Raw genomic sequence first — 26,735 nt, 5'->3', positions numbered from 1 at the left:
TCCCTCTTCCGTCAGGTCTTCGGCAGCTCGGGCGTCGACGCCGCCAGCCAGGCGTCGCGCATGAACCGGCGCACGTCTTCGTCCACCCGGATGTCGCGTGGCCGCAGGTCGCGTGACAGGTACAGGCCGTCCAAGGACGTCAGCCGGCTCAGCGCCACGTACGTCTGCCCCGGCGCGAACGCCCCGGACCCGAGGTCGATGATCGCCCGCTCATACGTCTTGCCCTGCGACTTGTGGATCGTGACCGCCCAGGCGAGGCGCAACGGGAACTGGGTGAATTCGGCGACCACGTCGCGAGTGAGCTTCTTGGTGTTCTGGTCGTAGGCGTAGCGGAAACGCTCCCACACGGCGGGCTCGACGTCGACCTCCTCGCCGTCGATGTCAACTCGCACGGCGCTGCCGAGGATGCGCGTCACCGTGCCGATGGTGCCGTTCACCCAGCGCGGCGGCTCGCCGGACATGGCGGTGTCGTTGCGCAGGAACATCACCTGCGCCCCGACCTTCAGCTTCAGTTCGCTCTCGGCGGGCAGGGAGGCTTCGCCGCGTCCGAAGTCACCGCTCACCTCGGCCCGCGCGGTCTGCTCCTTGCCGGGCAGCGCATTCAGGTGCTGACTGTTGATCTTGTTCACGATGTCGTTGCGCGTCGCGAGGGTGATCATGGGCACCTCGCCCGGCTCCGGCTCCGGGGGCGTGCGTCGTCCCTGCGTGTTCAGCACCCCCGCGATCTCCGCCGTGACGCGGCCGTAGCGCACGGCGTTGAGCATCGATTTGAAGCCGTCGTCGGACTGCCGGTGGATCTGCACCAGTTCCCGCACGTGCAGTTCAGCACGGGTGTCGACCTGGAACAGCCCCTCCTGGTCGGAGAGCCCCGATCCCCCTGCCCAGACCTTGGCATCGAAGAACCAGAACGAGCGGTAGTGGTCCTGGACGTAGCGGGCCTCGTCACCGCGGGGTGGGACGGGGGCGAGCTGATAAGGGTCGCCGAACATGACCACCTGGACACCGCCGAAGGGCTCCCCCCTGCGCCCCCTGGCCTGGCGCAGTGAGCGATCGATCGCGTCCATCAGGTCGGCGTTGACCATCGAGATCTCGTCGATCACCAGCGTCTCGATGGCGTTCAGGATGCGCCGCGTCGCGTCGTTCTGGTCGATGTCGGCGTCGCCGATCAGACCGATCGGCAGACGGAAGAGGGAGTGGATCGTCTGGCCCTCGACGTTGAGAGCCGCGACGCCCGTCGGAGCACAGATGGCGATCTGCTTCTTCGTGTTCCAGGCGAAGTGCTGCAGCAACGTCGACTTCCCGGTGCCGGCGCGACCGGTGATGAAGACGTGCTCGCCGGTGTCCTCGATGAGCCGGAACAGCTCTTGCTGCTCCTCGGACAGGGCGGGAAGGGACACGGCACTCACAGGGGCAGTGGGCGGAAAACGGGGCGCCACCCATGCTACGTCCCGGCATCCGCGCCCGGCCGCCGACGCTCGGCGTCCCCCCAGGACGCACTCCTAGACTGGCGCCATGGAGCGGGCCAGGTCGAGCGCGCCCCGGCGGTCACGCCTGGGCGTCGATCTCGCGATGCTCGCGGTGGTCGGGCTCATGCTCGTCGCAGCGATCGGTGCCGGAGGCGCCACACTGTACCAGCAGTTCTACGGCCCGTCCGCGTTCGTGACCCGCTACCTCGACCTGCTTTCCTCCGGACGCGCCGCGGACGCACTACGGGTGCCCGGCGTCGCGATCGACCGCGAGATCCTCGAGGAGTCCGGCATCGACCCGGCCGCGTCCGAGGCCATGCTGCGCCGCGCCGCACTCGCACCGCTGACCGATGTGAAGGTGGAGTCGGAGGAGCAGACCGAAGGCGGCACCGCCGTCACGGTGAGCTACGAGGCGAGCGGTCACGCCGGCACCAGCACCTTCCTGATCGAACAGGACGGCTGGGCGGGCGTCACCCCGAACTGGCGCTTCGCGGAGAGTCCGCTGGCCGTCGTCGAGCTCACGGTGCGCGGCGTGGATCAGTTCGCCGTGAACGGCTTCGAGGTCGACCGACGGCAGGTGTCCGCAGCGGGCAACGAGGCCGACGCGATCGAACCGCTGCCGCTACTCGTGTTCACCCCGGGACTGTACGCCGTGACGGTGGACACTCCGATCGCGACGGCCTCCGGACACGGTGTGCTCGCGGACACCCCGCTCGCCGTCACTCCGCTCGATGTGCAGACCACGCCGACAGACGAATTCGTCGAAGTCGTGCAGCAGCGGGTCGAGGAGTTCCTCACCGCGTGCACCACGCAGGACGTGCTCCTGCCGACCGCCTGCCCCTTCGGCCTGCGGGTCACAGACCGCATCTCGTCGCCGCCGAAGTGGTCCATCGCGTCGCAGCCTCAGGTCACGGTCACGCCCGACGGCGGACAGTGGCAGATTCCCACGACCGATGCCGTCGCGCACGTCGAAGTCGAGATCCAGTCGCTCTTCGACGGCTCCATCGACCCCGTATCGGAAGACGTGCCGTTCCAGCTCAACGGCACCATCGCGATCCTGCCCGACGGTTCCGCGTCCATCAAGATCGGCTCACCGGGCGAACCTCCCGTCGACTGACGGATTCACCCGCGGGCCTCAACGCCTCTCGCGCTCCTCGCGACGCTGGTCCTGAGCGGCGAGCTCGGCCAACTTGGTGTTGTACTCCTCGAGTTCCCTGTCTCCGGTGCGATCCGCATGCCGGTCGCGCCGACGCTGCAGCTTCGTGTCGCTGCGGCTCCACTGGATCGCGACCGTGATGGCCAGGATCAAAGTCGGGATCTCGCCGATGGACCAGGCGATGCCCCCGCCGACGTACTGATCCTGCAGCGGATCGGCCCCCCAGTCACGGCCCATCGATCCGAACCACTCCGCGACCATCAGGCCCTCCTGCATCATGATCGCGATGCCGAAGAAGGCGTGCATCGCCATGACGGCGATCAGCGTGATGAGGCGGCCGGGGTAGGGAAGTCGGTACGGCACCGGGTCGGCACCGATCAGGCTCATCACGAACAGGTAGCCCGAGATCAGGAAGTGGATCACCATCCACTCATGACCGAGGTGCTCGACCATCGCCCACCGCACCAGGTCGGTGAAGTAGAACGCCCACAGCGACAGGATGAAGATGGCCGCGGCGACGAACGGATGGGTGACGACCCGGGCGAACGGCGAATGCACGGCCCACATGATCCACTCGCGGCCTCCGCGGGTGCCGTCGTCGCGCTTGTGGATCGCGCGCAGGGCGAGCGTGATCGGTGCGCCCGAGACCAGCAGCAGCGGGATGGCCATCGACAGCATCATGTGGCCCATCATGTGGATGCTGAACAGGTACTCCTGGTACGCGTTGAGCGGGCCGCAGGTCACCCAGAAGAGCATGAGCAGCCCGAGCACCCAGAAGACCGTGCGATGGATCGGCCAGCGATCTCCGCGCAGATGCAGGCGCCGGACGCCGGCGAGGTAGAAGAAGAGGCCGAAGGCGGCGACGACGATCCAGAGCACATCGAAGTCCCACGCCGTGAACCAGCGTTCGAGCGTCAACTCGGGCGGCAGCGTCGACCCGGTGAGGATCTGGGCGGGCGTCTGCGCGAACGCGGCGACCTCACCGGTGGGAGGGGGCGTGCGCGCGAGCGCGGCAGCGGCGCCGGACGCGAACCCCATCAGCGCGACTTCGCACAGGACGAGGAGCCAGAACCAACCCGTCGCACGCTGTCCGGCGAGCTTCGGGATGAGGCGCGCGCGGTACCAGGCGCCGAGCAGTCCCATGCCGCCCAACAGCGCGGCTTTCGCGAGCACGATCCAGCCGTATTGCGTCGTCCACAGCGCATCCCAGCTTCCGACGGCCACGATCGACCGGGTCAATCCGGAGAAGGCGACCACCGCGAACGCCGCGATCGCGAGGGAGGAGTAGCGTCCGACGAGTCGAGCGGTGTCGACGTCACCGCGCCCGCGGAGCAGCACGAGGAGCAGGAGCCCACCCAGCCAGACCGCGGCACCGACCGTATGCAGCAGGATCGAGTTGACGGCCATGTTGTGGCCTGCGAGGTCGCCCGCGTGCCCCTGCGTCGCGAGGGGGATGAAGGACGCCGCGGCGAGCAGTGCGGTGATGAGCGTGGGCGTCCACGAGCGCCAGGCGAAGGCGAGCACCGTGATGATCGCGCCGAAGATCGTCGTGATGAGCCAGGACTGTCCCAGCGGCAGCTCCAACAGGAAGCGGCCGAGCTGCGTGCCGAACTCCCGCTCGATGCTGAGCTTCGGGTTGAAGGCGGCCATGAACGCGAGGAACCCGGCGAGGCCCGCGGAGACCGTGAAGACGGCGGCACCGACGGAGGCGATGTTCAGTGCCGCATCGAAGGAGCGCTCCCCCGCGCGCAGTCCGAACAGCGCGAGGACGAGAGAGCCGAGCATGACGGCGGCCGACATGTTCATCACGAGTTTCGCGAGCGGGGTGCCCCAGAGCACGATCGGCCCCGGATCCTGCAGCAGCGGTGCATCGGCCCCGCCTCCGACGAGGAGCGCCACCACCACGGCCACCAGCGCGGCGACGAGGAGGATGACCACTCCGGCGATTCGATACGCCGAAATCCGACTCGTCGACTCGCTGCGGGAACTCACCCCTCCAGCCTAGGCGCGCCGGGAGGGGCGAAAGCACGAAGGCCGCTCCCGTCGGAACGGGAGCGGCCTTCGAAGAGGTGCGGTCTGCTTACTTGACGGCAGCCTTGAGCTTGGAGCCAGCGGTCACCTTGACGCGCTTGCCGGCCGGGATCTTGATCTCGGCGCCGGTCTGCGGGTTGCGGCCCGTGCGAGCAGCGGTGTCGACCTGCTCGAAGGAGATCCAGCCCGGGATGGAGACCTTGCTGCCCTTGGCAACAGCGTCGGAGACCGTGGCGAACAGCGAGTCGAGGACACCGGAGACGGTGGCCTGGCTCTGGCCCGTGGCGCTAGCGATGCTCGCGACGAGCTCGGTCTTGGTGATGGACTTGTCAGCCATGTCATCCTCCAGCGACGAGATCCCGTCGCATCGTTGTGGGTATCGGGGCGGGTGCCCCTGGTCTAGTGACCGCCTCGAATGTATCAACGACCACCCACATATCCGCGTCATTTCGCGGGTTTTGGGCAATTACTGGGCGTGTCGCGTCACATTCGTCACTCCAGTCACAGTTTTGGGGAGCTCACGCGGTGCGCGTGCGGGCTGACGCAGAACTCTCGGGGTGAGGAGATCTCTCGCTGGTGAGGAGAATTCCTGGGATGAAGGAGCAGTCGCAGGGATGAGGAGAACTCACGGAATGAAGGAGATCTCACGGAATGAAGGACCAGATGCGGAATGCACTCCTTCATTCCGTGAGTTCTCCTTCGCAACGCGAGGCGTGAGTCCAAGGAGGGGCGAACAGGAGGGGGGTGTTCAGGAGGCGCGAACAGGAGAGGGGTGTTCAGGAGGGGGGATCACGCGAGGTGTGCACCCTGCGCCACGGCTTCCATGATCACGGACTGCACCTCGGGCCAGCGGTGCATGACCTGTTCGTAGCTGAAGCGCAGCACACGGTAGCCACGGAGGACCAGCTGCGCGTCGTGAGCGATGTCCTTGTCCCGCTGCTCCCCGGTGTGGGTCGCACCATCGATCTGGATCACCAGTCGATCACCGATGAGGAGATCCACCCGCCGATCGAGGCACCAGGCTTGTGGCAACATGCGGAGCCCCAGCCAGCGGAGCCTGTGGATCACGATGGTCTCCAGCCCCGAGTCCGCGAACGGTCGCGCCCGCTCGAGCAGCGCTCGTGCCGGCGCCGGAAGGTCGAGGCCACGGAGGCGCGCGCCGTCGACGTACCCCTTGTTCATGGCCGACTCCCAGATGACCAGGGCGGTCTCGAACGGCTGGCATTGCGCGATCACGGCCAGCACGTTGAGCAGTTCATCCACCGTCGCGTCGGGGGGCCGAGGGACCACCGGTTTCGACCAGTGCACGACGACCTGGGACGGCACCCGGATCCGCGCCGCGTTCGGGCGGGCAGCGACGTGCAGTGGCGTCTTCTCCGGAATCCAGAGTCCTCGCCTCTCCGCCGCCGTGACACAGCTGAGCACGACACCGTGAGCCGCCGCTCCGGCGATCTGGGGGTCGGCATCTGGCAAGGCCACCCACCCCTGCCGCACGGTGACGACCTCGCACCGCTCCTTCGACCGCCGGAGCGAGTGCGCACTCACCCCGGCCGCGCGCAGAGTGCGCACCCGCGCGACCCCTCCACGACGCCACAGCTCATCCACGGGATCCATCGGACGATCCTGCCTCCAGCGGGCGCGCGCACGCTGCCCGACCACCGGGACAAGGGCAGAGCTCGATCGCCGAGGCTTCTGTGCAGGAACAGACCTCTGAAGGAGATCTCACGGAATGAAGGAGTGGATCCAGCGTTCGCTCCTGCAATTCGCGAGAAGTCCTTCAGAACGCGCGGGGAAGGACGGGGAAGAGGCAGGGAGTGAGGGACGGCCGGAAGGAGGGAGGGATGCAGGGAGGGTGGAGACGCGAAAGGGGCGAGGATCCGAAGATCCTCGCCCCTTTCGGCTGTCTGCTGAGACTTACCAGCTCGACTTGGTCACGCCGGGCAGCTCGCCACGGTGCGCCATGTCACGGAAGCGGACACGCGAGATGCCGAACTTCGTGAGGACACCGCGGGGGCGGCCGTCGATGACGTCGCGCGAACGCACGCGAGCAGGCGACGCGTTGCGCGGCAGCTTCTGCAGGCCGACGCGTGCGGCCTCGCGGGCCTCGTCGGTGGCGTTCGGGTCGACCAGGGTCTTCTTCAGCTCGGCGCGACGCTCTGCGTAACGCTCGACGATGACCTTGCGCTGCTCGTTGCGAGCGATCTTGCTCTTCTTAGCCATTGATCAACGCTCCTCTCGGAATTCGACGTGCTGACGGATGACCGGGTCGTACTTCTTGAGCACGAGGCGGTCGGGGGTGTTGCGGCGGTTCTTCTTCGTCACGTAGGTGTAACCCGTGCCTGCCGTCGAACGCAGCTTGATGATCGGACGTACGTCCTGAGCCTTCTTGGCCATTAGAGCTTCACACCCTTCGCCTGGAGGTCCTTGACCACGTTCTCGATGCCGCGGACGTCGATCACCTTGATGCCCTTGGCGGACACGTTGAGCGTGATCTTACGACCGAGCGACGGGACGAAATAGGTCTTCTTCTGCACGTTCGGGTCGAAGCGGCGCTTCGTCCGGCGGTGCGAGTGCGAGACGTTGTGACCGAAGCCGGGAACAGCTCCGGTCACCTGGCACACTGCTGCCATGATGGTGACTCCTTCTATACCGTGAGGCCGGACGGCCCCACCCAAGATCCCTTGTCTGCACGCAACCCGACCCGCCGATCTCTCGGCCGCAGAAGGAGAAGCATGCGAACTGCGCACAGGAGTGTGCGCAGACAAAGAGTCAGTTTAGCACGGCTCATCCGGCCGCCTGAACCGCCGATTCCGCCTGAGCCCCTCTCCCCCACCGGAACGGCGACACGGTGGGGTCGGCATCGATCCAGAAGCGCCAGGGGAAGGCAGCGGTCCCGGCGACGCCCGCCACGCCGACCCGGGGGCCGCGCACCACATCGTCCCGCGGCTCGCCGAGCCACAACTCGGCCCTCGCCTCGTGCCGTTCCTCGCCGGTGATGGCGTCGATGCCGTCATGCAGGGGATGCCGCAGCCCCACGGCCTGTCCGAGACGACCGGGCCCACGCGCCAGATCCCGCCGGGCGATGCGGCTGAGTGGCAGCGTCGCACCTCGGCGCCGTGCCGCAGCATCCACTCCGGTCACGATCTCCCCCGCACGCAGCAGCACGCCGTCGCCCTGCCCGATCGGCCCGCACACCACGTTGACGCAGGAGTGGATGCCGTGGCTCAGGTACACGTAGAGATGTCCGGGCTCGCCCCACATGGTGGCGTTGCGCGGCGTGCGTCCCATCCGCGCGTGGGATCCGGGGTCGGCGATCTCACCGGTGCCCTGCCCGTGATAGGCCTCGACCTCGGTGATGCGCAGTCGCACCTCGGCAGGTCCGCGTTCGTCCGTCACGGGGGCGAACGTCCGAAGCTCGGCCCCGAGCAGGAGCGGCGCGACCTCGACCGCCGAGCCGCTCAGGTCCGCACGGACCGCTCGACGCAGACCATCCTGCTGCGGCATCTCAGAACCGCGGGGCCGTCTGGCACCAGGAGGCATCGAAGCCGGTGAGGGCGACCATCTCCTTGCCGCTCTCCATGTCGATGAGGTGCGTCTCGACCTGCGCGGGCAACGGCAGCAGCATTCCGTCGTAGGGGTTGTTCGCGAGGTCGGGAGCGATCGCCACGGCCGCATACTGACCACTCGGGGAGGCGCACGCCTGCAGGATCGAATCGGTCGCCCCGATCTCGACCAGCGGGGTGGCTTTGCCGTCGTCGTCCACGCGGATGACGGCCTGTCCGATCGGGAGCCCCGCATCGTCACGGGCGACGACGTGCCGGAGCGTGCCACCGGGGAACGGGGTGATGGAGGTCGCCGTGCCGTAGTCGGGGTCGGATGCTGCGAGCGGCTGCTCCGATCCGTCCGCGAGGTTCAGTTCGACGACGGCCCCGTCGAGGCGCTCCACGATGGCGGTGTAGGTGCCGCGGGAGATGCCCTGGATCATGGCTGCGAGACCGAGGGACTGCACGCCCGCGTCGCTCGAGCGGTCCACGAGGGACAGCGCACCGTCGAAGTCGATGAACAGCACGGCGGCGCTGTCGGGGACGAACTGCCACACGAAGACACTCGCCTCCGCGCCGGCGACCTCGATCACCTGCGGCTCGTCCTTGCCGCTCAGCGACTGGGTGACGAGCACGCTCGCCCGCCCTTCGTCGTCGCTGAGCTCGCGGTCGGAGTAGCTGTAGCCGACCAGGCCACCTCGTTCCGAGACCTGGACGGCGCCGACGTAGCCGTCACCGGGCAGGTCGAGTTCGCGCTGGTTCTTCCCGTCGCGGTCCATCACGAGCAGGTGGGAGCCGTCCTCTTCCTCCACCGCGACGACGAGCTGCGTCGAGGTGGCCCGGAAGTCGTTGATCTTCTCGTGCTCGTACACCGCCACCCCGTCGCCCTTGAGGTCGGTGAGGAAGATCTTGTCCTTGCCGTCGACATCTCGGCGCAGGAGGAAGATGGAGGACGGCGGCGTCGTGAACGACGTGGTCAGGGTCGTCGACGGACCGCCACCCGCACCGGCCACGTCGGCCACCCGGATCGTGTACTCCGTCGAGTCGTCGAGCGGCACCGTGAAGCGGACGCCGACGCCGCGCCCCGAGGCATCGACCGTGAACGGCGTCGCCGGCTCGACCGTGACCTGTTCGGGATCGATGTCGGCGAGCGCCTGATTCGCGGTGAGGATGACCCTGCTCCCGGAGGACTCGATCGCGTGTTCCGCGTCCACCTGCACATCACTGATCCGCGGACCCTGCAAGAGGCTGACGATGCCGAGCCCGGTGCCGGCGAGCACGAGGACGCCCAGCACCGCACCGAGTGTGAGGAGGAACCTTCGCGGGTTCCGCGGCGCGCTCGGGGCCGGGGTCTCGGACCCGGCCGCCAGCGGGGGCTCGGCGGGATGGGATATCGCCGGCTCGTCGTCGATCTGCGGGGCGGCACCCACGAACACGGGCTCAGGTGCGACCGGGACGGCCGGCAGGGCGGTCGCTTCGGCATCCTCTCGCGCTGCAGCCTCGAACGCGGCCATCTTCCGTGCGGCCGCCTCCTGCTCCGCGACCTCCCGTTCACCGGCCCGGCGCACCGCCGCCTCCCGAAGAGCGGCGTCCCGAAGAGCGGCCTCACGGACAGCGGCGTCGTCCGCTGCGGCTTCCGGCTCGTCGGCGGGGGGCGCGGCGTGATCCGGCGGGGTGACCGCACGCTCGATCCGCTCGGCCTCCGCCGCCTCTGCGGCTTCACGGGCGGCGCGCAGCTCGGCGCGGGTCCGCGGAACGGCGGGCGTCTCGGGGCGCTCGTCGTCAGTACTCATATGGATCCCCGGGCTCGTCGATCGCGACGACGTCGGTCGGTTCGATGTGGAGCTTGCCGTTGCTGTCCGCGCGCACGGTGCCGGTGACCTCGACCCACTGTCCGGTCGGATAGTCGTCCGGATCGACGGTGACCGGCAGTGCGGCCGTCTGCGCATCGATCACGCAGTGCGTGATGACCAGCCGGGTCAGGTTCACGCCGTCTCCCGATCCCGGGGTCACGAAGCCAGTGAGGGTCACGGGCGCACCGTCGTAGGCCGAGGTGTTCGTGGACGCGGCGAAGACGCTCGCCCAGTCGCCGACGCCGAAGGTCGAGGTGTCGGCGACGCCGAGCGCGACACTGTCCGAGCCGGCGAACAGCGCGCTCTGCTCCCCCGCGCGCGACATCGCGAGCTCGACCGAGAGCGAGGCCGGGGGCAGCACCAGGCCCGCGATGACGACGCCCGAGGCGATCACCCCTCCTGTGACCGCGCCGACACCCGCGAGGGAACGGCGGGGCGGGGTCGCGGACGAGCCGGATTCTGTGTCGTCGGAGGCTTCCGTGCCGTGTCCGTGACCGTGGTCATGACCGTGATCGCCCTCTTCGCCGAGAGGCAGGGTGCACGACCAGATCGCGCCGGCCAGGGTCACGACCGCGGCCGCACACGCGAACCACACGGTTTCGGGGCTGATGTAGAGCGTGAGGCGGTCCGTGACGCCGAGTCCGAGGGTCACGACCGCGATCACCGCAGCGAGGCCGACCCCGAGCCAGCGGGTGGCGAGGGCACGCGCACGTGTGGCGGTCTGCTCAGACAAGGACGTTCACCCCGATCCCGATCGCGAACGCCGAGGCGAGGACGATCCCGACGATCCCCACGAGGGTGCGCCCGGTGAAGGTGGTGCGCATGAGCGCGAGCATCTTGATGTCGACGAGCGGTCCGACCAGGAGGAACGCGACGATCGCGCCGGACGAGAACGTCGAGGCGAACGACAGCGCGAAGAACGCGTCGACGTTCGAGCAGATGGCGACCGTCATCGCGAGCGCCATCATGGCCACGATCGACAGCACCGGGTTCGAGCCGATCGCAAGCAGCCACTCCCGGGGGATCAGCACTTGCACGGCACCGGCGAGTGCGGAACCGATGACCAGCGCGGGCATCACGGCGCGAAGCTCGATGAGGAACTGGGTCAGGCTGCGGCGCACCGGCGTCCCGGGCTCGTGCGTCACCCGGTCGCAAGTGTCGACGAAGCGCTGCGTGAGCATGCCGTCGGGGTCGGGGTGGCGGCTGTAGATCCAGCCGATCAGGTTCGCGATCAGGTATCCGCCGACGAGGCGCGCGACGAGGATCCCGCCGTCCCAACCGAACGCAGCGTGCGTGGTGAGGATCACGATCGGGTTCACGATCGGCGCCGCGATCAGGAAGGTCATCGCCTCGGCCGGGGCGAGACCGCGCATCATGAGCCCTCGGGCGAAGGGCACATTGCCGCACTCGCACACCGGGATGAGCATCCCCAGCAGCGACAGCACGGCCCGCCGCGCCCACGCGCGCTTCGGCAGCCAGCGGTGGATGACATCGGCAGGCAACCAGACCTGCACCACGATCGACAGCAGCACGCCGAGGATCACGAACGGGAGCGCCTCGATCAGCACGCTCAGGGCGAGGGTGAGGCCGTCCTGCGCACGGGTGGGCAGCGACGCCGGGAACAGCGTCGGCAGGAACGCATCGACCAGGAACAGTGCCGCGATGATGACGGCACCGAGGCCGACGCCGATCCATGCCGAGCGCGCAGTGGGCGCCGGGCGATGGGAGTGACTGTGACGGGTCGCCGTCGCTGCCGAGGGGCTCACGCGTTCGCAGTCCGTTCGGCGTCGCGCTTGTTCGCGCACGGGGTGCACAGTCCGAAGATGTCCACCACGTGAGCGGCATCCGTGAAGCCGTGCAGGGCTGCGGTGCGATGCGCCCACTGCTCGACGTCCTTGGCCTCGATCTCCACGGTCAGGCCGCACGATCGGCAGATCAGGTGGTGGTGGTGTCCTTGGGTCGTGCAGGCGCGATACAGCGCCTCACCCTCGGGGCTCTGCAGCGAGTCGGCGTCACCGGAGGCGGCGAGTCCCGCGAGAGCGCGGTACACGGTCGCCAGGCCGATGCCGGTGTTGTCGTCGCGCAGGGAGGCATGCAGGCTCTGTGCACTCACGAATCCGCGAGCGTCGGCGAGTGCTTCGCGCACGCGTTCGCGCTGCCAGGTGTTCCGCTGAGCCATACGTCGAGTCTAGGCCGACCCGGTTGGCGAGGGCTGGGAGCGGCCAGGACCCTTTCGAATCGCGTGAATGGTCGCATCTCGGGCTGACTCCCGACAATTTGCGCGATTCGAAAGCACGGTCTCAGACCCGAACCCGCCGGACCCTGGCCCGCGCCCGCTGCACGATCCAGCACACGACGTAGATCGTGAACGACAGCGTCGTGATGTACGGGCTCACGGGCAGCGTGCCGGCGAGGGCCAGCAGGATGCCGCCGACCGCCGAGACGAACCCGAAGAGCGCCGCGAGCAACGGCACGGCGATCGGACCGGCGGTCACACGCATGGCCGCCGCCGCCGGGGTCACCAGCAGTGCCATCACGAGCAGCGCCCCGATGATGTGCACGCTCACCGCGACGATCAGGCCGAGCAGCACCATGAACAACAGGCTCACCGCGCGGGTCGGCACACCACGGGCGGCAGCGGACTCCGGGTCGAGGGAATCGAAGCGCAGAGGGTTCCACATCACCAGGAGTCCGGTCAGCACGACCAGGCTGATCCCGATGAGCCACCCGAGGTCCGGCGTGGAGACCGACACGATCTGCCCCGTGAGCAGGCTGAAGCGGTTGGCGCTGCGACCGTCGTAGAGCGAGAGGAAGAGGATGCCGAGACCCAGTCCGAACGGCATCAGCACACCGACGATCGAGTTTCGGTCCCTGGCCTTGGCCCCCAGAATGCCGATGAGGATCGCGGCGGCGAGCGCGCCCGCGAGGGATCCGGCCACGACGCTGCCACCGAAGAGCAGAGCCGCCGCGGCGCCCGCGAACGACAGCTCGCTCACGCCGTGCACCGCGAAAGCCAGGTCGCGCTGCATCACGAACACGCCGATCAGACCGCCGACGACGCCGAGGACGGCGCCCGCGATGATCGAGTTCGCGAGCAGGGCCACGAGCTCGCCATAGTCCTGAAAGGAGAAGACGTCGCTCCAGTCGACCAGCGGCACCATGACCGATGCGACGTTCATGCGGCTCCTCCGTGCTCGTGATCACCGTGGTCGTGGTGCGGTTCGGCATCGGGAACCCCGACGACGACCAACCGGTCGCCCGCGCGGAGCACGAACACCGGCGTGCCGTAGAGGTCGGTGAGCACGCGGGTCTGCAGCACTTCGTCCGGGGTCCCGAGCAGGAACCGGCCACCGGCGATGTAGAGGATGCGGTCGACGCGGCCGAGGATCGGGTTGATGTCGTGCGTGACGAACAGCACGGCCGCGTCGCGCTCGCGCCTCTGACGGTCGATGATGTCGGTCACCGCGACCTGGTTGGCGAGGTCGAGGTTCGACAGCGGCTCATCGCACAGCAGCAGGGCGGGCTCGTCGGCGAGGGCCTGTCCGACCCGAAGCCGCTGCTGCTCTCCGCCCGACAGCAGCCCGACCCGTCGTTCGGCGAACTCCGACGCGCCGACCGCCTCAAGCAGACGGTCGACCTTCGCGCGGTCGCCGCGGTGGGGGATCGGGAAGCCGAAGCGACTCCCCTGCACTCCGAGGGCGACGAGATCGCGCGCGCGCATGCTCGTGTCCGGGGCCAGCGAGCGCTGCTGTGGGATGTAGCCGATTCGGGGGTTGCCACGGTGCACGGGCTCCCCCGCGACCTTGATCACGCCGGACGACAGTGGCTGAAGCCCCAGGATGCTGCGCAGAAGAGTGGTCTTGCCCGATCCGGAGGGTCCGAGCACGGCGATGAACTCTCCCGGCTCGACGGTGAGGTCGAGTCCCGACCAGAGCTCTCGATCGCCACGATGCAGTGAGGCGTCGGAGATCTCGAGGACTGGATTGTCGCGCGGTGCGGCGGCGCCGCTCACGACTCGACGGCGGCGGCGAGGCTCTGGATCGCGTCACTCATCCACTCAGAGTACGACGATCCGTCCTCGAGCAGCTCCGTGAAGGCGACGACGGGGATGCCGGCCTCCTCGGCCGCGGCCTCGACGCGCTCGGTCTCCGCACCACCGGTCTGAGCATTGGTCAGCAGAGCGCCCACCGTGCCGCTGCCGATCACGTCGAGCGCTTCGAGCAGGACGGCGGGCGCGACATCGGTGCCCTCTTCCACGGACTCCGCGAATCCTTCCGGGGTGACATCGGTCAAGCCCGCAGCCGCGGCGAGGTAGCCGGGCAGCGGCTCGGTGATGAACACCTCGACACCCGCCGCGTCCGCCTTGATGCCCTCGAGGTCGGCCTCGAAGCCCTCCAGGTCGGCGATGAGGTCGTCGGCGTTGGCCGTGAAGTCCTTCGCCCCGTCGGGGTCGAGCTCGGCCAGCTCCTCGCTGATCGCCTCGACGACGTGGATCATGGTGTGCGGGTCGAACCAGACGTGCTCGTTGAAGCCCTCGATGTGGTCGTGGCCCTCATGCCCCTCTTCACCCTCGGCATGATCGTGGTCGTGGCCCTCTTCCTCGGGCGCATCGGTGGCGGACTCGTCGGCGTGGTCGTGGTCCGCTTCGTCGTCGTGGCCCTCATTGCCGGGGAAGTCGTGCGAGTACTCGACGGCCGTGATGACGTGCGGGTCTTTCGCATCCTGCAGCAGCGTGTCGACGAAGGCGTCGTATCCCCCGCCGTTCTCGATCACGAGGTCGGCCTTCTGCACCGTGAGCCGGTCGCGGGCACTCGCCTCGTAGGAGTGCGGGTCCTGCGAGGCGGAGGTGATAATCGACTGCACGTCGACGCGGTCACCGCCGATCTGCGCGGCGATGTCGCCGTAGACGTTCGTGCTCGCGACGACCGTGATGGTACCGTCGTCGCCCTCCCCCGCGGCGGGGGTCGAGCATCCGGCCAGCGTGAGGGCGGCAACGGATGCGAGGGCGAGGGCGACGGCGGGCTTCTTCATGCCCCCACTCTAAACGCTAATGAGAACCATTATCAAACTGAGTGTCGAGCCTCTTCGTTTTCCTGCCGTCCACGCCCCCCATGCGCGTCGAGACCCCCGCTGACGCGCGGCGACAGGCGGGGGTCTAGACGACAGGCGGGGGTCTCGACGACAGACGGGGGTCGCTAGCCGAGTAGGCGCGCCGGAGCGATCCAGGCTGTGGCCTCGCCAGGAAGCACGAAACCGTCGAGGGGGGCACTCGCGAGGACCACGTCGGCGGCGTCCGCACCGAGGTCGAACGGCGCCGTGCCGAAGTTCGACACCACCTGCCATCCGTTCGGCCGGGCGAAGCGCAGCACGTCGTCGCGCCCGGTCTCGATCCACTCCAGGGCCTCGCCGGTCTGCAGCAGATGCCGCAGGCGCAGGGCCTCCCGGTACAGCGACAGTGTCGACGACGGATCCGCCGCTTCCACGTCGACCGCGTACTCCGCGAACCACTCCGGCTGCGGAAGGTGCGAGCCCGCGGCACCGAAGCCGTGCGAGGAACCCTCCGCCGTCCACGGGAGCGGCACGCGGCATCCGTCGCGGCCCAGTCCGTCGAACTCTGCGCCGCGGAAGAAGCCGGGGTCCTGACGCTGCTCGGGCGTGATCTGCGCGACCTCGTGGAGTCCGAGCTCCTCCCCCTGGTAGAGGTACGTGCTGCCGGGGAGGCCGAGCAGCAGAAGGGTCGCGGCGTGCGCCCGGCGGAGTCCGCCCTCACGGTCCAGCGCCTCAGAAGGCCCGCCGGCCTTCACCCACTCGGTGCCCTGCTTGACCGGACGGCCGTTCAGCGCCGGGAGTCCGTAGCGGGTGGCGTGACGCGTGACGTCGTGGTTCGACAGCACCCAGGTGGTCGACGATCCGGTGGCCCCCGCCTGCTGCAGGTTGTCGGCGATGATGCTCCGGAACTGCGCGGCGTCGAAGTCGGCGACCAGTAGGTCGAAGTTGAACGCCTGCCCGAGCCCCTCGGCCGAGGCGTACTTCGCACGACGTTCCGGGGTCTCGACCCAGGCCTCGGCGACGGCGGTGCGGGGCGGGTCGTACTCGTTGAAGACCGCGCGCCACTCGGCGTAGATCTCGTGCACGTCGTCGCGGTCGACCATCGGATGCGTGCCCGAAGTGCGATCCATCGCGTCGAGCTCGGCGCGTGAGGGCAGCGGCTCACTGAGGTCCTTCGTGAGCATGTGGGCGACGTCGATGCGGAACCCGTCGACGCCGCGATCCGACCAGAAGCGCAGCGTCTTCAGGAAGTCGGCGCGCACCTCGGGGTGATCCCAGTTCAGGTCGGGCTGTTCGACGGCGAAGTTGTGCAGGTACCACTGCCCATCCGCCACGCGCTCCCACGCGCTGCCACCGAACACCGAGTCCCAGTCGGTCGGCGGCTCGGATCCGTCGGGGCCACTGCCTTCACGGAAGATGTAGCGCTCGCGCGCGGCCGACCCCCGACCGGCGGCGAGCGCCTCCTGGAACCACTCGTGCTGGTCGGAGGAGTGGTTCGGGACGATGTCGACGATCACGCGGATGTCGCGGGAGTGCAGCGCCTCGACCATGTCGTCGAAGTCGGCGAGTGTGCCGAGCCGCGGATCGACGTCGCGGTAGTCGGCGACGTCGTACCCGCCGTCGGCGAGCGCCGAGGGGTAGAACGGGCTGAGCCAGACCGCATCGATGCCGAGATCGCGGAGGTAGTCGGCCCGCGAGACGATGCCGGGGATATCCCCGATGCCGTCGCCGTTCGCGTCCGCGAAGCTGCGCGGATAGATCTGGTAGACGGCGGCCTGACGCCACCAGGCGGCAGCTTCGGCGGTGCGGGTCTCGGCGAGAAGCGCGTCGGTCATGAGAGGAGGACTCCTTCTGTGTTTCCGGTGGTTCGTGTCGTTCGACGGGGCGGTCAGCCCTTGACGGCGCCCTGCGTGACGCCCTCCATCACCCATCTCTGGGTGAACAGGTAGGCCACGATCGCGGGTGCCATCGCCATCAGGTACGAGGCGAAGGCGACGTTGTAGTTGTTGCTGAACTGGTTCTGGAACAGGTTCTGCCGCACGGGCAGCGTCTGCAGCGCCGGGTCGGCGATGATGAGCGACGGCATCATGAAGTCGTTCCAGGCGTAGAGGAAGGCGAAGATGCCGACGGTGGCGCTCATCGGGGCGAGCAGCGGGAAGATGAGCTTCCAGAAGGTCTGCCAGGTCGTGGCGCCGTCGATGCGGGCGCTCTCCTCGAGCTCGATCGGGATCGACCGCAGAAACGCGGTGAACAGCAGCACACTGAAGCTCAGCTGGAACATGGTCGCGAGGATGATCACCCCGAACGGGTTGTCGAGTCCGACGCGTCCGGTGAGCTGGATCTGCGGCAGCGCCACGACGGGGAACGGGATGAACATCGCCGCGAGCAGGTAGAAGAACGAGTAGCGGAACAACCGGCGGTCCCAGTTGCGCACGATCGCGTAGGACGCGAACGCGGCCAGCACGATCGTCGCGGTCACCGTACCGGCGGTGACCAGCAGCGAGATGCCCGCGCCGACGGGGAACTTCGTCAGCGTCCATGCCTCGACGAATCCGTCGAAGCTGAACGGGGCCGGGAGCGAGAAGGCGTTGCCGTCGACCGCCTGCCCGGTGGTCTTGAGCGCCATCGAGATGGTCACGTACAGGGGCAGGAGGACGGTGACCGCGCACAGGATCAAGATGACCGTGCCCGACCAGTTCACGCGCTCCATGCGCACGCGCGGCTTCTTGCCCGAGGTGGGGATGGTGGTGAGTGTCTGCGTCGACATCAGAGTGCGTTCCTTCCGCGCGTCAGCGACAGCTGGAGGAGGGAGATGAGCACGGCGACGATGAAGAAGATGGTCGCGTTGGCCATCTGGTAGGCGTAGTCGCCGCCGTTGAAGCCCGCGATGATCGTCATCGCGACGCTGCGGGTGGACGTGCCCGGACCTCCGTTGGTGAGGCCGACGATGATGTCGTAGGCGTTCAGGAAGCCCTTGAACCCGAGGATCACGTTGATCACGACGTAGCCCGCGACGAGCGGGAGCGTGATGCGGGTGAGCTGCTGCGCCTTGCTGGCCCCGTCGATGCTCGCCGCCTCGTACACCTCGCCGGGGACGGACAGGAGCCCGGCGATGTAGATCAGCAGTGTGCCGGGCACGGCCTGCCAGGCGGTGACGATCACGATGGCGATCCAGGCGAGGTCCGGATTGGCGAGCAGGCTCGTCTCGAGCCACGGGATGCCGGCCGCCGCTCCCGCCGCCGGGATCGAGTTCGAGAACAGGAAGTTGAAGACGTAGGCGATGATGATGCCCGAGATCACCATCGGGATGACGAAGATCGTCCGCAAGCCCGTCTTGAACCGGATGCGCGAGGTGAGCCCGACCGCCAGCAGGAACGCGACCACGTTCACGACGACGACCGTGGCGATCGAGAACCCGAACGTGAACAGGTAGCTCTGCAGGATCGACGGATCACTGAACAGGGCGATGTAGTTCGTCAGCCCGTTGAAGCTCCACTCCCCGATGCCGATCGAGTCCGTGAAGCTGAAGAAGATGCCGATGACGCCCGGCAGCGTGATCGCGAGCGTGAAGAGCACCAGCGTGGGAAGCAGGAACAGGTAGTAGATCGGCTCGACGCGACGCGTGTGCCGCCGGAGCTTCCGGTCGCCGCCCGTCACGATGACGGTCGTGCTGTCCGACACCGAGGGGGTCGTTGTGGCGCTCATGATGCGCCCTCCTCACCGGCGGCGTTGTCCTGGGTCGAGGGGATCGGCGCACGGAAGGCGATACGGGCCCAGTCCGCGTCCATCGTGCGCAGGATGGAGGTCGGCGAGGCTCCGAGTACCATCGCCTGCGCGTAGTTGAAGATTGGGAGGGTCTTGGGAACGAGCACCGACGGGCCCTGATAGATCTGCCCCTGGTCGTAGTACTCGATCATCCCCTCGACACGGGGGTCGTCCGGAGCCGGCGCCCCCTTCGTCGGGGTGAAGCCCAGCTGCGAGGCGTTGTACTCCTCGATGTTCCGTGGCTCGTAGAGGAACTCGAGGAAGTCTCGGGCGGCCTCCTTGTGGCGGGAGCCCTCCGGGATCATCGCGGCGAGGTCCATGTTCACTCGCACGCCGAGGTCGTCCGGATCATCAGTCATCGGCAGCGGGAAAGTCCCCAGTTGCAGATCCGGCGCGGTCTTCGCGATCTCACTGAACGCCCACGGCCCCTGCAGGTACATCGCGGCCTCCCCCTTGGCGAAGGCCAGGTTGCCGTCACCGTAGCCGCGGCTCGGCGCATCCGCGTTCGTGTAGTCGTTCGCGAGCTGCATCATCTTGTCCATCGGCTCGGCGAAGTCCTTCGAGAACGAGACCTCGGAGTCGGGCCCCACCTCCGCCCCCTCGTCCGCGAGGGCGTCGAAGAACTCGATCACGTCGACCGAGCCACCCGCGGTGTAGTCGTACCAGCCCTGCCCCACGGTCCAGTCGTCCTTGAACGTGCCGTAGAACGGGTCGATGCCGGCGGCCTTCAGCTGGTCGCACACGGCGAGCAGCTCGTCCCAGGTCTGCGGAACCTCGAGACCCTGCGCCTGGAAGATCTCCTTGTTGTAGATGACCGATGCGGCCATCACCGAGTACGGCAGCGCACTCGTCCGCCCCTCGCAGGAGCCGTACTGATCCATGAGCGGCTGCAGGTCGTCGCGGATGTCCGCGGCCGCGGCGGTCTCGGACAGATCGGTGAGGGCGCAGCGCTGCACGAACCGGGCGATCTCGTAGTTGTAGTTGGCGAGCATGATGTCGGGCGGATTGCCCCGCACGAAGCTGGCCGAGACGACATCGACGCCCGAGGTGTCGATCTCGACCTTCACGTCGCTCTGCGAGGCGTTGTAGTCGGCGACCAGGGCGGTCATGAATTCGATCGCCTCGCGCTTGCTGAAGGTGAAGCGGATGGTCTCCGCTCCCGAGCCCGGGGCGCATCCGGCGAGCGCCGTGCCGACCAGGGTGACCCCCAGGGCTGCGGCCACCGCTCGGGCCGCTCGTGTTCGTCTCTCAGACACCGTCGTCCTTCCGATATATAAATTCACAGACTAAATCTAGTGAGCGAATTTACTCTGTCGAACGGTACTCTCTCATTGGGAAGACAGGGAGGTCAAGTGTCGTGACAGAAGTCTCCGCAGACCTGGGCACCGGCCGCGCGAGCGTGGGGGCGGTCCTCGACTTCGCCTGGACGGCCGGCGAGTTCACCGCGACCGAGGCGATGGCGGGCACCTCCCTGACCCGCTCGACGGCCATCGACGCGATCGACACCCTCGTCGGGGCCGCCGTGCTGAGCGAGCTTCCGAACGCCCGCGCGGTCGGCGCGTATCGCTCCGGCAGACCCTCGCGGCGGTTCGTCTTGGCTCCCGACCTCGGAGTGGTGATCGGCGTGGATGCGGGTGACACCCACCTCGCCGTCACCGTGGCCGACCCTCTCGACCGCACGCTCGTGCACCACCGCCTGGAGTTCGAGCCCTCGCAGTCGGCCGACGAACGACGCGCGACGATCCTCGAACGCCTCGGCGATGCGCTCACCGAAGCCGAGGTGACGCCCGACCGGGTGCTTGCGCTGTGCGTCGGCGTCGCGGCACCCGTGAACCGCGATGGCGTCTCCCCTCCGCACCCCGACGGCTTCTGGGAGCGCACCAACCCCGGCCTCGCCGAGGCCCTGCGCGACTGGGCTCCCGTCGTCCAGATCAAGAACGACGCGCAGCTCGCCGCCATCGCCGAGGGGACGGAGGGAGCGGCGATCGGATGCCGCGACTACGTCGCTCTGCTCGCGAGCGAGAGATTCGGCGGCGGCGTGGTGGTCGACGGCCACGTGCTGCACGGCGCGCACGGCGGCGTCGGTGAGGGCGTCGTGTTCGACCACATCGTGGGCGTCGGATCGGCGTTCGGACTCCGCTACGCGGTGGAGGATCAGGTGCGGGCAGCGGTGGATGAGGGCGAGATCGCGGCGGACAGCGCGGTCGGACGCCTCGTCGCAGCAGACCGCATCGATCCCCGCCTCGTGCTCACCCTCGCCGCGTCGGGTGACCCGGATGCCGAGCTGGTCACCTCTCGCGTCGGGGCCACCGTCGCCCGTATCGTCGGCGTGCTCGGCAGCATGTACGACCCGGCGCGCGTCATCGTGTGCGGAGCGGTCGCCGAGAGCATCGAGCCCGTGCTGACCGCCGCCCGGCGCATCCTCCCCGAGGAGCTGCACCTGCCGGCACCCGAGATCCTCGCCTCGACGCTCGGTGCCGAGGTCGTCTCACGCGGGGCCGTCGCGACCGCTCGCCGCGCGGCCAGGGAGTACGCCGTGCCCCGGCTCGCCGAGGAACGCCTCCGCGCGAGCGCATAGCGCCGACGGTCTCAGGCGCGAGGTCAGTCGCGACCCTCGTCGCCCCCCAGCGGCCCCTCCGGCTTCCGGCGCGCACGGAGTCGGTCCTCCCGGCGGTTCTCGCCGACGGTGAGGGAGGCGTCTCCCGAGGCCGTGTGGGCGGGGTTGCCCGGCCCCCGCGGCTGGATGCGACCGGGCTCGAGCGTCCGGGTGACGTCTTCGGCCGAGACGACGACGGGGATCTGGCCGGTGGCGGTCTCGTACCACTCCGTCAGGGCGGGATCGTCCGTGTCGATCCCCGCTCCGGCGCCTTCGTCGGCGGCGACCTCGGTCGCCCCGAACACGAAGTCGTCGCCGTGCTCCGCGATCCCGAGACGCACGCCCTGCGCGATCGCCGCACGCGCATACCGGTGACGCAGCATGTACGGATCGGTTCGCAGCTCCTTCGCCCACGCGATCATGATGCCGATCACGATGATCGCGAACGGCAGCGCCGACACCACCATGATCGATTGGAGGCCGGACAGCGCCGTCTGACCACCCGCGAGGAGAAGAGCGAGCGCTGCGGCGCCGAGGAGGAGCCCCCACGTGATCGTCACCCAGGTCGACGGCTCCGGTTTGCCGCGCTGGCTCATCGAGCCCATCACGATCGCCGCGGAGTCCGCAGAGGTCACGAAGAACAGGATGATCGAGATCATCGCGAGCACGGAGAGCACCACCCCGAACGGCAGCTCGCCGAGAACAGCGAAGAGGATGGCTTCCGGCGACCCCGCCTCGGCGATGCCACGACCCTCGGACTCGAACAGCATCGTGGTCCCGCCCATGATCCCGAACCAGACGACACAGACGATCGACGGCACGACGATCACGACGGTGACGAACTCCCGAAGCGTCCGACCGCGGGAGATCTTCGCGATGAACATTCCCACGAACGGCGTCCAGGAGATCCACCAGGCCCAGTAGTAGTTCGTCCAACTCGACATGAACGCGGCGGCGTCCTCGCTCTGGGCGGGGTTGCGTGTGAGCATGATCCACAGCTCCCCGAAGAACGCGGAGACGCTGGCGGGGATCATGTTCAACAGGAACAGGGTGGGACCGGCGATGAAGATGAACAGACCGATCACGGCGGCGATCACCATGTTGATGTTCGACAGCGCCCGGATGCCGCGCTTGATGCCGGAGACGGCGGAGACCACGAACGCGGCCGTGAGGACGGTGATGATGACGATGAGGCCCGCGTTACCGAGCGGCCCGATGCCCGTGACGACCTCCACACCACTGGCGATCTGAAGGGCTCCCATGCCGAGCGTGACGCCGGTACCGAAGAGCGTCACGATGATCGCGAAGACGTCGATCACGGCGCCGATCCAGCCGTCGGTGCGCTCGCCGAAGATCGGACGGAAGATCGCCGAGATCAGCGGTGCGCGGCCCCGTCGATACGCCGCGTAGGCGATCGCCCCACCGACGAGCGCATAGAACGCCCACGCCATCGGACCCCAGTGGAGGATCGATTGCGCGAGAGCGTCAAGCATCGCGTCGCGGCTCCCCTCGGCAGCCGTGAAGCCCGGCGGAGGATCCATGAAGTAGGTCAGCGGCTCTGCCGGCCCCCAGAACAGGAGGCCGATCCCCATGCCTGCGGAGAACAGCATCGCGATCCACGACACGGTCGAGAACTCCGGCGACTCGTCGTCCGCGCCCAGCCGGACGCCGCCGGTGCGGCCATAGCCGACCACGAACATGAAGGCGATCGTCACCACGGCCAGCAGAGAGAACAGCCACCCGAAGTTGTCCGTCACCCATCCGAGCGATGCGGCGCCCGCCGCACTGATGCTCTCCGGGGCGAGGAAGCCCCAGATCACGACCGCCAGCACGAGCACACCGGCGACGCCGAACACGATCCAGTTCGTGTTGAACACACGGGGTGTGTCCTCCACACCGATCCCGGGGATCAGCGCGGGGTGGGTCACTTCTTTCAGGATCTTCTTCGGCGAAGGTTTCCCTGGCATCGAGGTCTTGCTCTCGGCGTCTCGTTCTCGGTCGATCATCGTGATCTCCTTACACGGCCGGTTCTTCGGGTCGAACTGGTCTTTCCCGCGAGGGCTGAGGTACTAGACCTCACGATAGGCGAGGTTTCCGCGCGGAACCGCGCAGGAACACACGACTCCGCGCCAACCCGAGATCTCCGCAGTGCGGTGTCGGACTGAACGCAGCAGGCTTCCCCGCAACAGCCCCGCTGATCACTTGCTGTGGACGCGACCGATCGAATCGACGCTGTCGGCGAATGCGGCGCGGGCCGCGGCCCAATCGCTCTCCGAAACGTGGAGGGCGCTCCGGAGGTACGCGGTACTCATCCGTTGGACGACGGCGACCCGCTCCGGGTTCTCGTCGGTGGTCTCGGCGACTTCGTATCCGACGATCCCGCCGAGGGAATGCTCGGCGCCGAAGAGCGTGAGGAGGTCGGTGGCGCCGGGGCTGTGGGTGTACGCATCGGTGAACCAGTCGGGTCCGCGGCTGGACATCTTGGACTGGTCGCGGTCGCCGGCGACGACGAACGTCGGCACCGTCAACTCCCGGAAGGAGGGTCGCATGAAGGGGAAGTTCGCCTGCGCGAACGGGTGGAGGTCGTCGCCGCCGATGCCGGTGGCGGCGAAGAGGACGCCCGCGGTGACGCGACTGTCGGACATGTCCTCTCCGACCCGGCCCGCCTCATCGACGATGCGTGCTCCGAGAAGCGACTGCGCGGTCTGTCCGCCCCACGAGTGACCGGTGGCGGCGACGCGGCTCCGGTCCACGCGACCGGCAAGACCCGGCACGGCGTCCTCGATGGCGTCGAGCTGGTCGAGGATGCGGGTGAGATCCGAGATCCGCTCGGTCCAGATCGTCGGGAACACGGGGTGGTCGAACCCGAAACCGTTCCGACGGGAGTCCAGATGCGTGGGCTGGATCACGACGAAGCCGCGCGACGCCCAGAACGAGGTGAGCGGCGCGTACCCGTCGAGGTTCCACCCGTTGCCATGCGAGAACACCACGACGGGCAGATTCGCACCGGTGGCGGGGGCAGACACTCGCACCTCGAGCGGGACCGGCCGATCCGGAGCGAGCAACGGGATGGGAGCGACGGAGACGACCGGGGCTCCGGTACCGATGATGTCGTCCGCGGCGTGAACGAACGGTGAAGCCATGAGGTCGACCTTTCTGGAGCTGCGCTCTGCGATACTGATTATCGGAGCATCGTTCCGCAACGATACGGAACGATGATCCGAAATACAAATTTCTGCAGATCACGCCCGTGGGGAGAGACGTGTCCGACAGACCGAGCAACCGATCCCGCGATGCGCACTCCTCGCCAGTGGGTCGCCCGCGCCGAGATCAGCAGGCGCTCCTCGACGCGGCGGCAGCGGTGTTCGTCGCGTCCGGGGTCGACGCCCCGGTGCGGGAGATCGCCGCGAACGCAGGCGTTGGCGTCGGAACGATCTACCGCCATTTCCCGTCCCGCGCCGACCTCGTGGTCGCGGTCTACCGACACCAAGTCGAGGCCTGCGCCGACGCCGGCCCCCGGCTCCTCGCCGAGAGCGAGACGCCGGAGGCAGCCCTTCAGGCCTGGGTGGCCATGTTCGTCGACTTCCTCACCACCAAGCACGGACTCGCCGACGCGCTGCAAGGGGACACCACCCGGTCCGGCGACGCTCTGCACACCTACTTCGTCGGCCGCCTCGTCCCCGTGTGCGCATCACTCCTCGATGCAGCACGACAGCCTGCCGACGCGTACCCGCCGATCGACGCCTACAGCGTGCTCAAAGGGATCGGGAACCTCTGCATCGGCGCCGCGAGCGACACCGACTACGACGCGGCCACGCCGGTACGACTGCTCCTCTCCGGCCTGCTCACCCGAGACGGCTGATACAGGCGAGACGACGCAGGGCTCAGCCGGCAAGGTCGTCGATCCAGCTCGAACGCATCCGCAGGGCTCGCTCCGTGCTGCCGAGAGCAGCGGCGAGCCCGATGAGCAGATTGACCTGGAGGGGAAGTCGGACGGGCGACGTGAAGGTGCCGATCGAGTCGGCGATCAGTGGGATCTGCGAGAGCGCTTCGATGATCTGAGGGACCTCGACACTGAGGCCGACAACGACGAATGCGATGGAGACGAAGCCGATGATGCGACTCACTCCCGGATGACGTCGGTGCAAGCGAGCGCGACGCCCTTCGGCGGACCGAGGATCGGGTGACAGCTGCTGTTCGACACCGTCTGCCCGCACATAGTGACAGCGTTTGAGGCCGAACCCGGTGATCGCCACCTCGATGTGGCCGCCTGGCACCGCGAAGCGTGTGGGCATCTTCGCGTAGGACTGAAGGGCGCCGTCGACGTAGAGACGGGCGCGGATCTCGCCGTCGGTCATGTCCCCGGCGTGACGGACGTCAACCGTGTATGTCGACGTCGTGCCAGCGGCTGAGCGCAGCGTGATCGATCGGAGAGATCGGCCGAACATCTGCCACCAGCGATAGCGGCGCAGCGGTTCACCGGAGCCGGCACGGACTCGACGGTTGCGCCAGTTCTTTCCCGCCTTCATCTCGACCTCACTCTCGATCCTAGTACAGCGTGATAGACACCGACGGGCTAAACTAGCACACTGTTATAGTCAGATGGCTCGGGAGACGGAAAATGGCCGAAGCATCGAAGGAACCGGGAACACGAGCGAAGATCCTCATCGCCGCGGCAACCATGCTGGGCGAGAACCCCACCGCACGTCTGAGTGTGAGAGCAGTCGCCGCGCGAGCTCAGGTGAGTACGGGATCGCTGCGCCACTTCTTCCCGACACAGCGAGAACTCATCGAGACGGTGGTGGCCGCGATGTACGACCTGGAGATTCCCGATGATCCGATCAATGATCGTTCTTTGACGGCGGAGGAACGACTCATCGCGTGCTTGCAGCTCGTCCTCCGTCAGGTCGGGGTGGGCGAGAGCGTCCGGAAGCAGTGGGGGGCGCTGTACGAGGCGTATGTGGCCACCGCCCCCTCCGAGGACGAGGCAGCCACCTACCTCGCCCTGGACCGCATGGGGCGACATCGCATCGCGCAATGGCTGACCGCCTTGATCGACGAAGGCGTGATCCCTCCCGGTCGGGTCGAGGAGCGAGCGCGATTCCTCTCGACGGTGCTTGCGGGGCTCATGACCGAGCGTGCGCTGCCCTCCGACGCAGTGGCCGTCGACGCTGAGACGACGAGTCTGCGGCTCGCAGTCCACGCGGTCATGAGCGAGCGGGCCGCAGTATGAGCGCGCTGCTCACGAGTGGGCAAGGCGCCGCACCATGATCATCA

At 68.0% G+C, this 26,735-nt stretch carries 26 protein-coding genes; 4 read left to right on the top strand and 22 right to left on the bottom strand.

Translation table 11 applies throughout. The features are described from left to right. Nucleotides 1-11 precede the first annotated feature (11 nt). Nucleotides 12-1,397, bottom strand: a complete 1,386-nt coding sequence (locus LVJ59_RS17010; RefSeq protein ID WP_232763963.1) for an ATP-dependent RecD-like DNA helicase — start codon at nucleotides 1,395-1,397, stop codon at nucleotides 12-14. A 115-nt stretch (nucleotides 1,398-1,512) separates the two neighbouring features. On the opposite strand from LVJ59_RS17010, the gene LVJ59_RS17005 reads away from it, so the two are divergent. Beyond that, on the top strand, nucleotides 1,513-2,583 hold the full coding sequence (locus LVJ59_RS17005) for a hypothetical protein (protein ID WP_232763904.1): 1,071 nt from the start codon (nucleotides 1,513-1,515) through the stop codon (nucleotides 2,581-2,583). Between the two features lie 18 nt (nucleotides 2,584-2,601). Here LVJ59_RS17005 and LVJ59_RS17000 read toward each other — a convergent pair whose 3' ends face one another. From LVJ59_RS17000 to LVJ59_RS16915, 18 genes are all read right to left on the bottom strand, one after another. Further along, the gene (locus LVJ59_RS17000) at nucleotides 2,602-4,614 is read right to left on the bottom strand and encodes a cytochrome c oxidase assembly protein (protein ID WP_232763903.1); all 2,013 of its coding nucleotides are present in this window, start codon (nucleotides 4,612-4,614) and stop codon (nucleotides 2,602-2,604) included. A gap of 88 nt (nucleotides 4,615-4,702) precedes the next feature. Beyond that, nucleotides 4,703-4,990: an HU family DNA-binding protein gene (locus LVJ59_RS16995; RefSeq protein WP_017203554.1), complete on the bottom strand. Its 288-nt coding sequence runs from the start codon at nucleotides 4,988-4,990 to the stop codon at nucleotides 4,703-4,705. Between the two features lie 452 nt (nucleotides 4,991-5,442). Further along, nucleotides 5,443-6,267, bottom strand: a complete 825-nt coding sequence (locus LVJ59_RS16990; protein WP_232763902.1) for an endonuclease domain-containing protein — start codon at nucleotides 6,265-6,267, stop codon at nucleotides 5,443-5,445. Between the two features lie 300 nt (nucleotides 6,268-6,567). Then, a complete protein-coding gene (gene rpsN, locus LVJ59_RS16985; protein WP_017829734.1) occupies nucleotides 6,568-6,873 on the bottom strand; it encodes a 30S ribosomal protein S14 in 306 nt (101 codons plus the stop codon). A gap of 3 nt (nucleotides 6,874-6,876) precedes the next feature. After that, nucleotides 6,877-7,047, bottom strand: a complete 171-nt coding sequence (rpmG, locus tag LVJ59_RS16980; RefSeq protein ID WP_017203558.1) for a 50S ribosomal protein L33 — start codon at nucleotides 7,045-7,047, stop codon at nucleotides 6,877-6,879. After that, complete coding sequence (gene rpmB / locus LVJ59_RS16975) at nucleotides 7,047-7,283, bottom strand: 50S ribosomal protein L28 (RefSeq protein WP_017203559.1); 237 nt, start codon at nucleotides 7,281-7,283, stop codon at nucleotides 7,047-7,049. Before rpmB ends, rpmG begins: the two co-directional genes overlap by 1 nt. A 154-nt stretch (nucleotides 7,284-7,437) precedes the next feature. Beyond that, complete coding sequence (locus LVJ59_RS16970; protein ID WP_232763901.1) at nucleotides 7,438-8,157, bottom strand: DNA-3-methyladenine glycosylase; 720 nt, start codon at nucleotides 8,155-8,157, stop codon at nucleotides 7,438-7,440. Between the two features lies 1 nt (nucleotide 8,158). Next, entirely contained in the window at nucleotides 8,159-9,988 is a 1,830-nt protein-coding gene (locus LVJ59_RS16965; RefSeq protein ID WP_232763900.1) for a hypothetical protein, read from the bottom strand. Continuing rightward, nucleotides 9,978-10,781 carry a TIGR03943 family protein gene (locus LVJ59_RS16960; protein ID WP_232763899.1) on the bottom strand — a complete coding sequence of 268 codons (804 nt, stop codon included), beginning with the start codon at nucleotides 10,779-10,781 and terminating at the stop codon, nucleotides 9,978-9,980. The genes LVJ59_RS16965 and LVJ59_RS16960 overlap by 11 nt, the downstream gene beginning before the upstream one ends. Beyond that, complete coding sequence (locus LVJ59_RS16955; RefSeq protein ID WP_232763898.1) at nucleotides 10,774-11,814, bottom strand: permease; 1,041 nt, start codon at nucleotides 11,812-11,814, stop codon at nucleotides 10,774-10,776. Before LVJ59_RS16955 ends, LVJ59_RS16960 begins: the two co-directional genes overlap by 8 nt. After that, nucleotides 11,811-12,227 (bottom strand): Fur family transcriptional regulator, encoded by a 417-nt coding sequence (locus tag LVJ59_RS16950; RefSeq protein WP_047524209.1) that lies wholly within the window; start codon nucleotides 12,225-12,227, stop codon nucleotides 11,811-11,813. Before LVJ59_RS16950 ends, LVJ59_RS16955 begins: the two co-directional genes overlap by 4 nt. 121 nt (nucleotides 12,228-12,348) lie before the next feature. Next, nucleotides 12,349-13,209 (bottom strand): metal ABC transporter permease, encoded by an 861-nt coding sequence (locus tag LVJ59_RS16945; RefSeq protein WP_232763962.1) that lies wholly within the window; start codon nucleotides 13,207-13,209, stop codon nucleotides 12,349-12,351. 14 nt (nucleotides 13,210-13,223) lie between these two features. After that, nucleotides 13,224-14,060 (bottom strand): metal ABC transporter ATP-binding protein, encoded by an 837-nt coding sequence (locus LVJ59_RS16940; RefSeq protein WP_232763897.1) that lies wholly within the window; start codon nucleotides 14,058-14,060, stop codon nucleotides 13,224-13,226. Beyond that, nucleotides 14,057-15,079 (bottom strand): metal ABC transporter solute-binding protein, Zn/Mn family, encoded by a 1,023-nt coding sequence (locus tag LVJ59_RS16935; RefSeq protein ID WP_232763896.1) that lies wholly within the window; start codon nucleotides 15,077-15,079, stop codon nucleotides 14,057-14,059. Before LVJ59_RS16935 ends, LVJ59_RS16940 begins: the two co-directional genes overlap by 4 nt. A 164-nt stretch (nucleotides 15,080-15,243) precedes the next feature. Beyond that, nucleotides 15,244-16,932 (bottom strand): glycoside hydrolase family 13 protein, encoded by a 1,689-nt coding sequence (locus LVJ59_RS16930; protein WP_232763895.1) that lies wholly within the window; start codon nucleotides 16,930-16,932, stop codon nucleotides 15,244-15,246. 53 nt (nucleotides 16,933-16,985) lie between these two features. Then, on the bottom strand, nucleotides 16,986-17,864 hold the full coding sequence (locus LVJ59_RS16925; protein WP_131493533.1) for a carbohydrate ABC transporter permease: 879 nt from the start codon (nucleotides 17,862-17,864) through the stop codon (nucleotides 16,986-16,988). Next, a complete protein-coding gene (locus LVJ59_RS16920) occupies nucleotides 17,864-18,802 on the bottom strand; it encodes a carbohydrate ABC transporter permease (protein ID WP_232763894.1) in 939 nt (312 codons plus the stop codon). The genes LVJ59_RS16925 and LVJ59_RS16920 overlap by 1 nt, the downstream gene beginning before the upstream one ends. Beyond that, nucleotides 18,799-20,118 (bottom strand): extracellular solute-binding protein, encoded by a 1,320-nt coding sequence (locus tag LVJ59_RS16915; protein WP_232763893.1) that lies wholly within the window; start codon nucleotides 20,116-20,118, stop codon nucleotides 18,799-18,801. The genes LVJ59_RS16920 and LVJ59_RS16915 overlap by 4 nt, the downstream gene beginning before the upstream one ends. 101 nt (nucleotides 20,119-20,219) lie before the next feature. Between LVJ59_RS16915 and LVJ59_RS16910 the strand changes: the two genes are divergently transcribed. Continuing rightward, complete coding sequence (locus LVJ59_RS16910; RefSeq protein WP_232763892.1) at nucleotides 20,220-21,440, top strand: ROK family protein; 1,221 nt, start codon at nucleotides 20,220-20,222, stop codon at nucleotides 21,438-21,440. A gap of 23 nt (nucleotides 21,441-21,463) precedes the next feature. On the opposite strand, the gene LVJ59_RS16905 is transcribed toward LVJ59_RS16910, so the two are convergent. Together LVJ59_RS16905 and LVJ59_RS16900 are read right to left on the bottom strand one after the other, a co-directional pair. Beyond that, nucleotides 21,464-23,464: a BCCT family transporter gene (locus tag LVJ59_RS16905; protein ID WP_232763891.1), complete on the bottom strand. Its 2,001-nt coding sequence runs from the start codon at nucleotides 23,462-23,464 to the stop codon at nucleotides 21,464-21,466. A 192-nt stretch (nucleotides 23,465-23,656) separates the two neighbouring features. Continuing rightward, nucleotides 23,657-24,601, bottom strand: coding sequence for an alpha/beta fold hydrolase (locus LVJ59_RS16900; RefSeq protein WP_232763890.1), 945 nt, complete (start codon nucleotides 24,599-24,601; stop codon nucleotides 23,657-23,659). 119 nt (nucleotides 24,602-24,720) lie between these two features. Between LVJ59_RS16900 and LVJ59_RS16895 the strand changes: the two genes are divergently transcribed. Then, nucleotides 24,721-25,320 (top strand): TetR/AcrR family transcriptional regulator, encoded by a 600-nt coding sequence (locus LVJ59_RS16895; protein WP_232763889.1) that lies wholly within the window; start codon nucleotides 24,721-24,723, stop codon nucleotides 25,318-25,320. A gap of 22 nt (nucleotides 25,321-25,342) precedes the next feature. Here LVJ59_RS16895 and LVJ59_RS16890 read toward each other — a convergent pair whose 3' ends face one another. Further along, on the bottom strand, nucleotides 25,343-25,987 hold the full coding sequence (locus LVJ59_RS16890; protein ID WP_232763888.1) for a hypothetical protein: 645 nt from the start codon (nucleotides 25,985-25,987) through the stop codon (nucleotides 25,343-25,345). Between the two features lie 92 nt (nucleotides 25,988-26,079). Between LVJ59_RS16890 and LVJ59_RS16885 the strand changes: the two genes are divergently transcribed. Next, on the top strand, nucleotides 26,080-26,691 hold the full coding sequence (locus LVJ59_RS16885; protein WP_232763887.1) for a TetR/AcrR family transcriptional regulator: 612 nt from the start codon (nucleotides 26,080-26,082) through the stop codon (nucleotides 26,689-26,691). The last annotated feature ends 44 nt before the right edge of the window (nucleotides 26,692-26,735 follow it).

The sequence above is a fragment of the Microbacterium sp. KKR3/1 genome (assembly GCF_021272365.1).
GTDB classification, from domain to species: domain Bacteria; phylum Actinomycetota; class Actinomycetes; order Actinomycetales; family Microbacteriaceae; genus Microbacterium; species Microbacterium aurugineum.
This window is presented reverse-complemented; position numbering and strand designations above follow the sequence as displayed.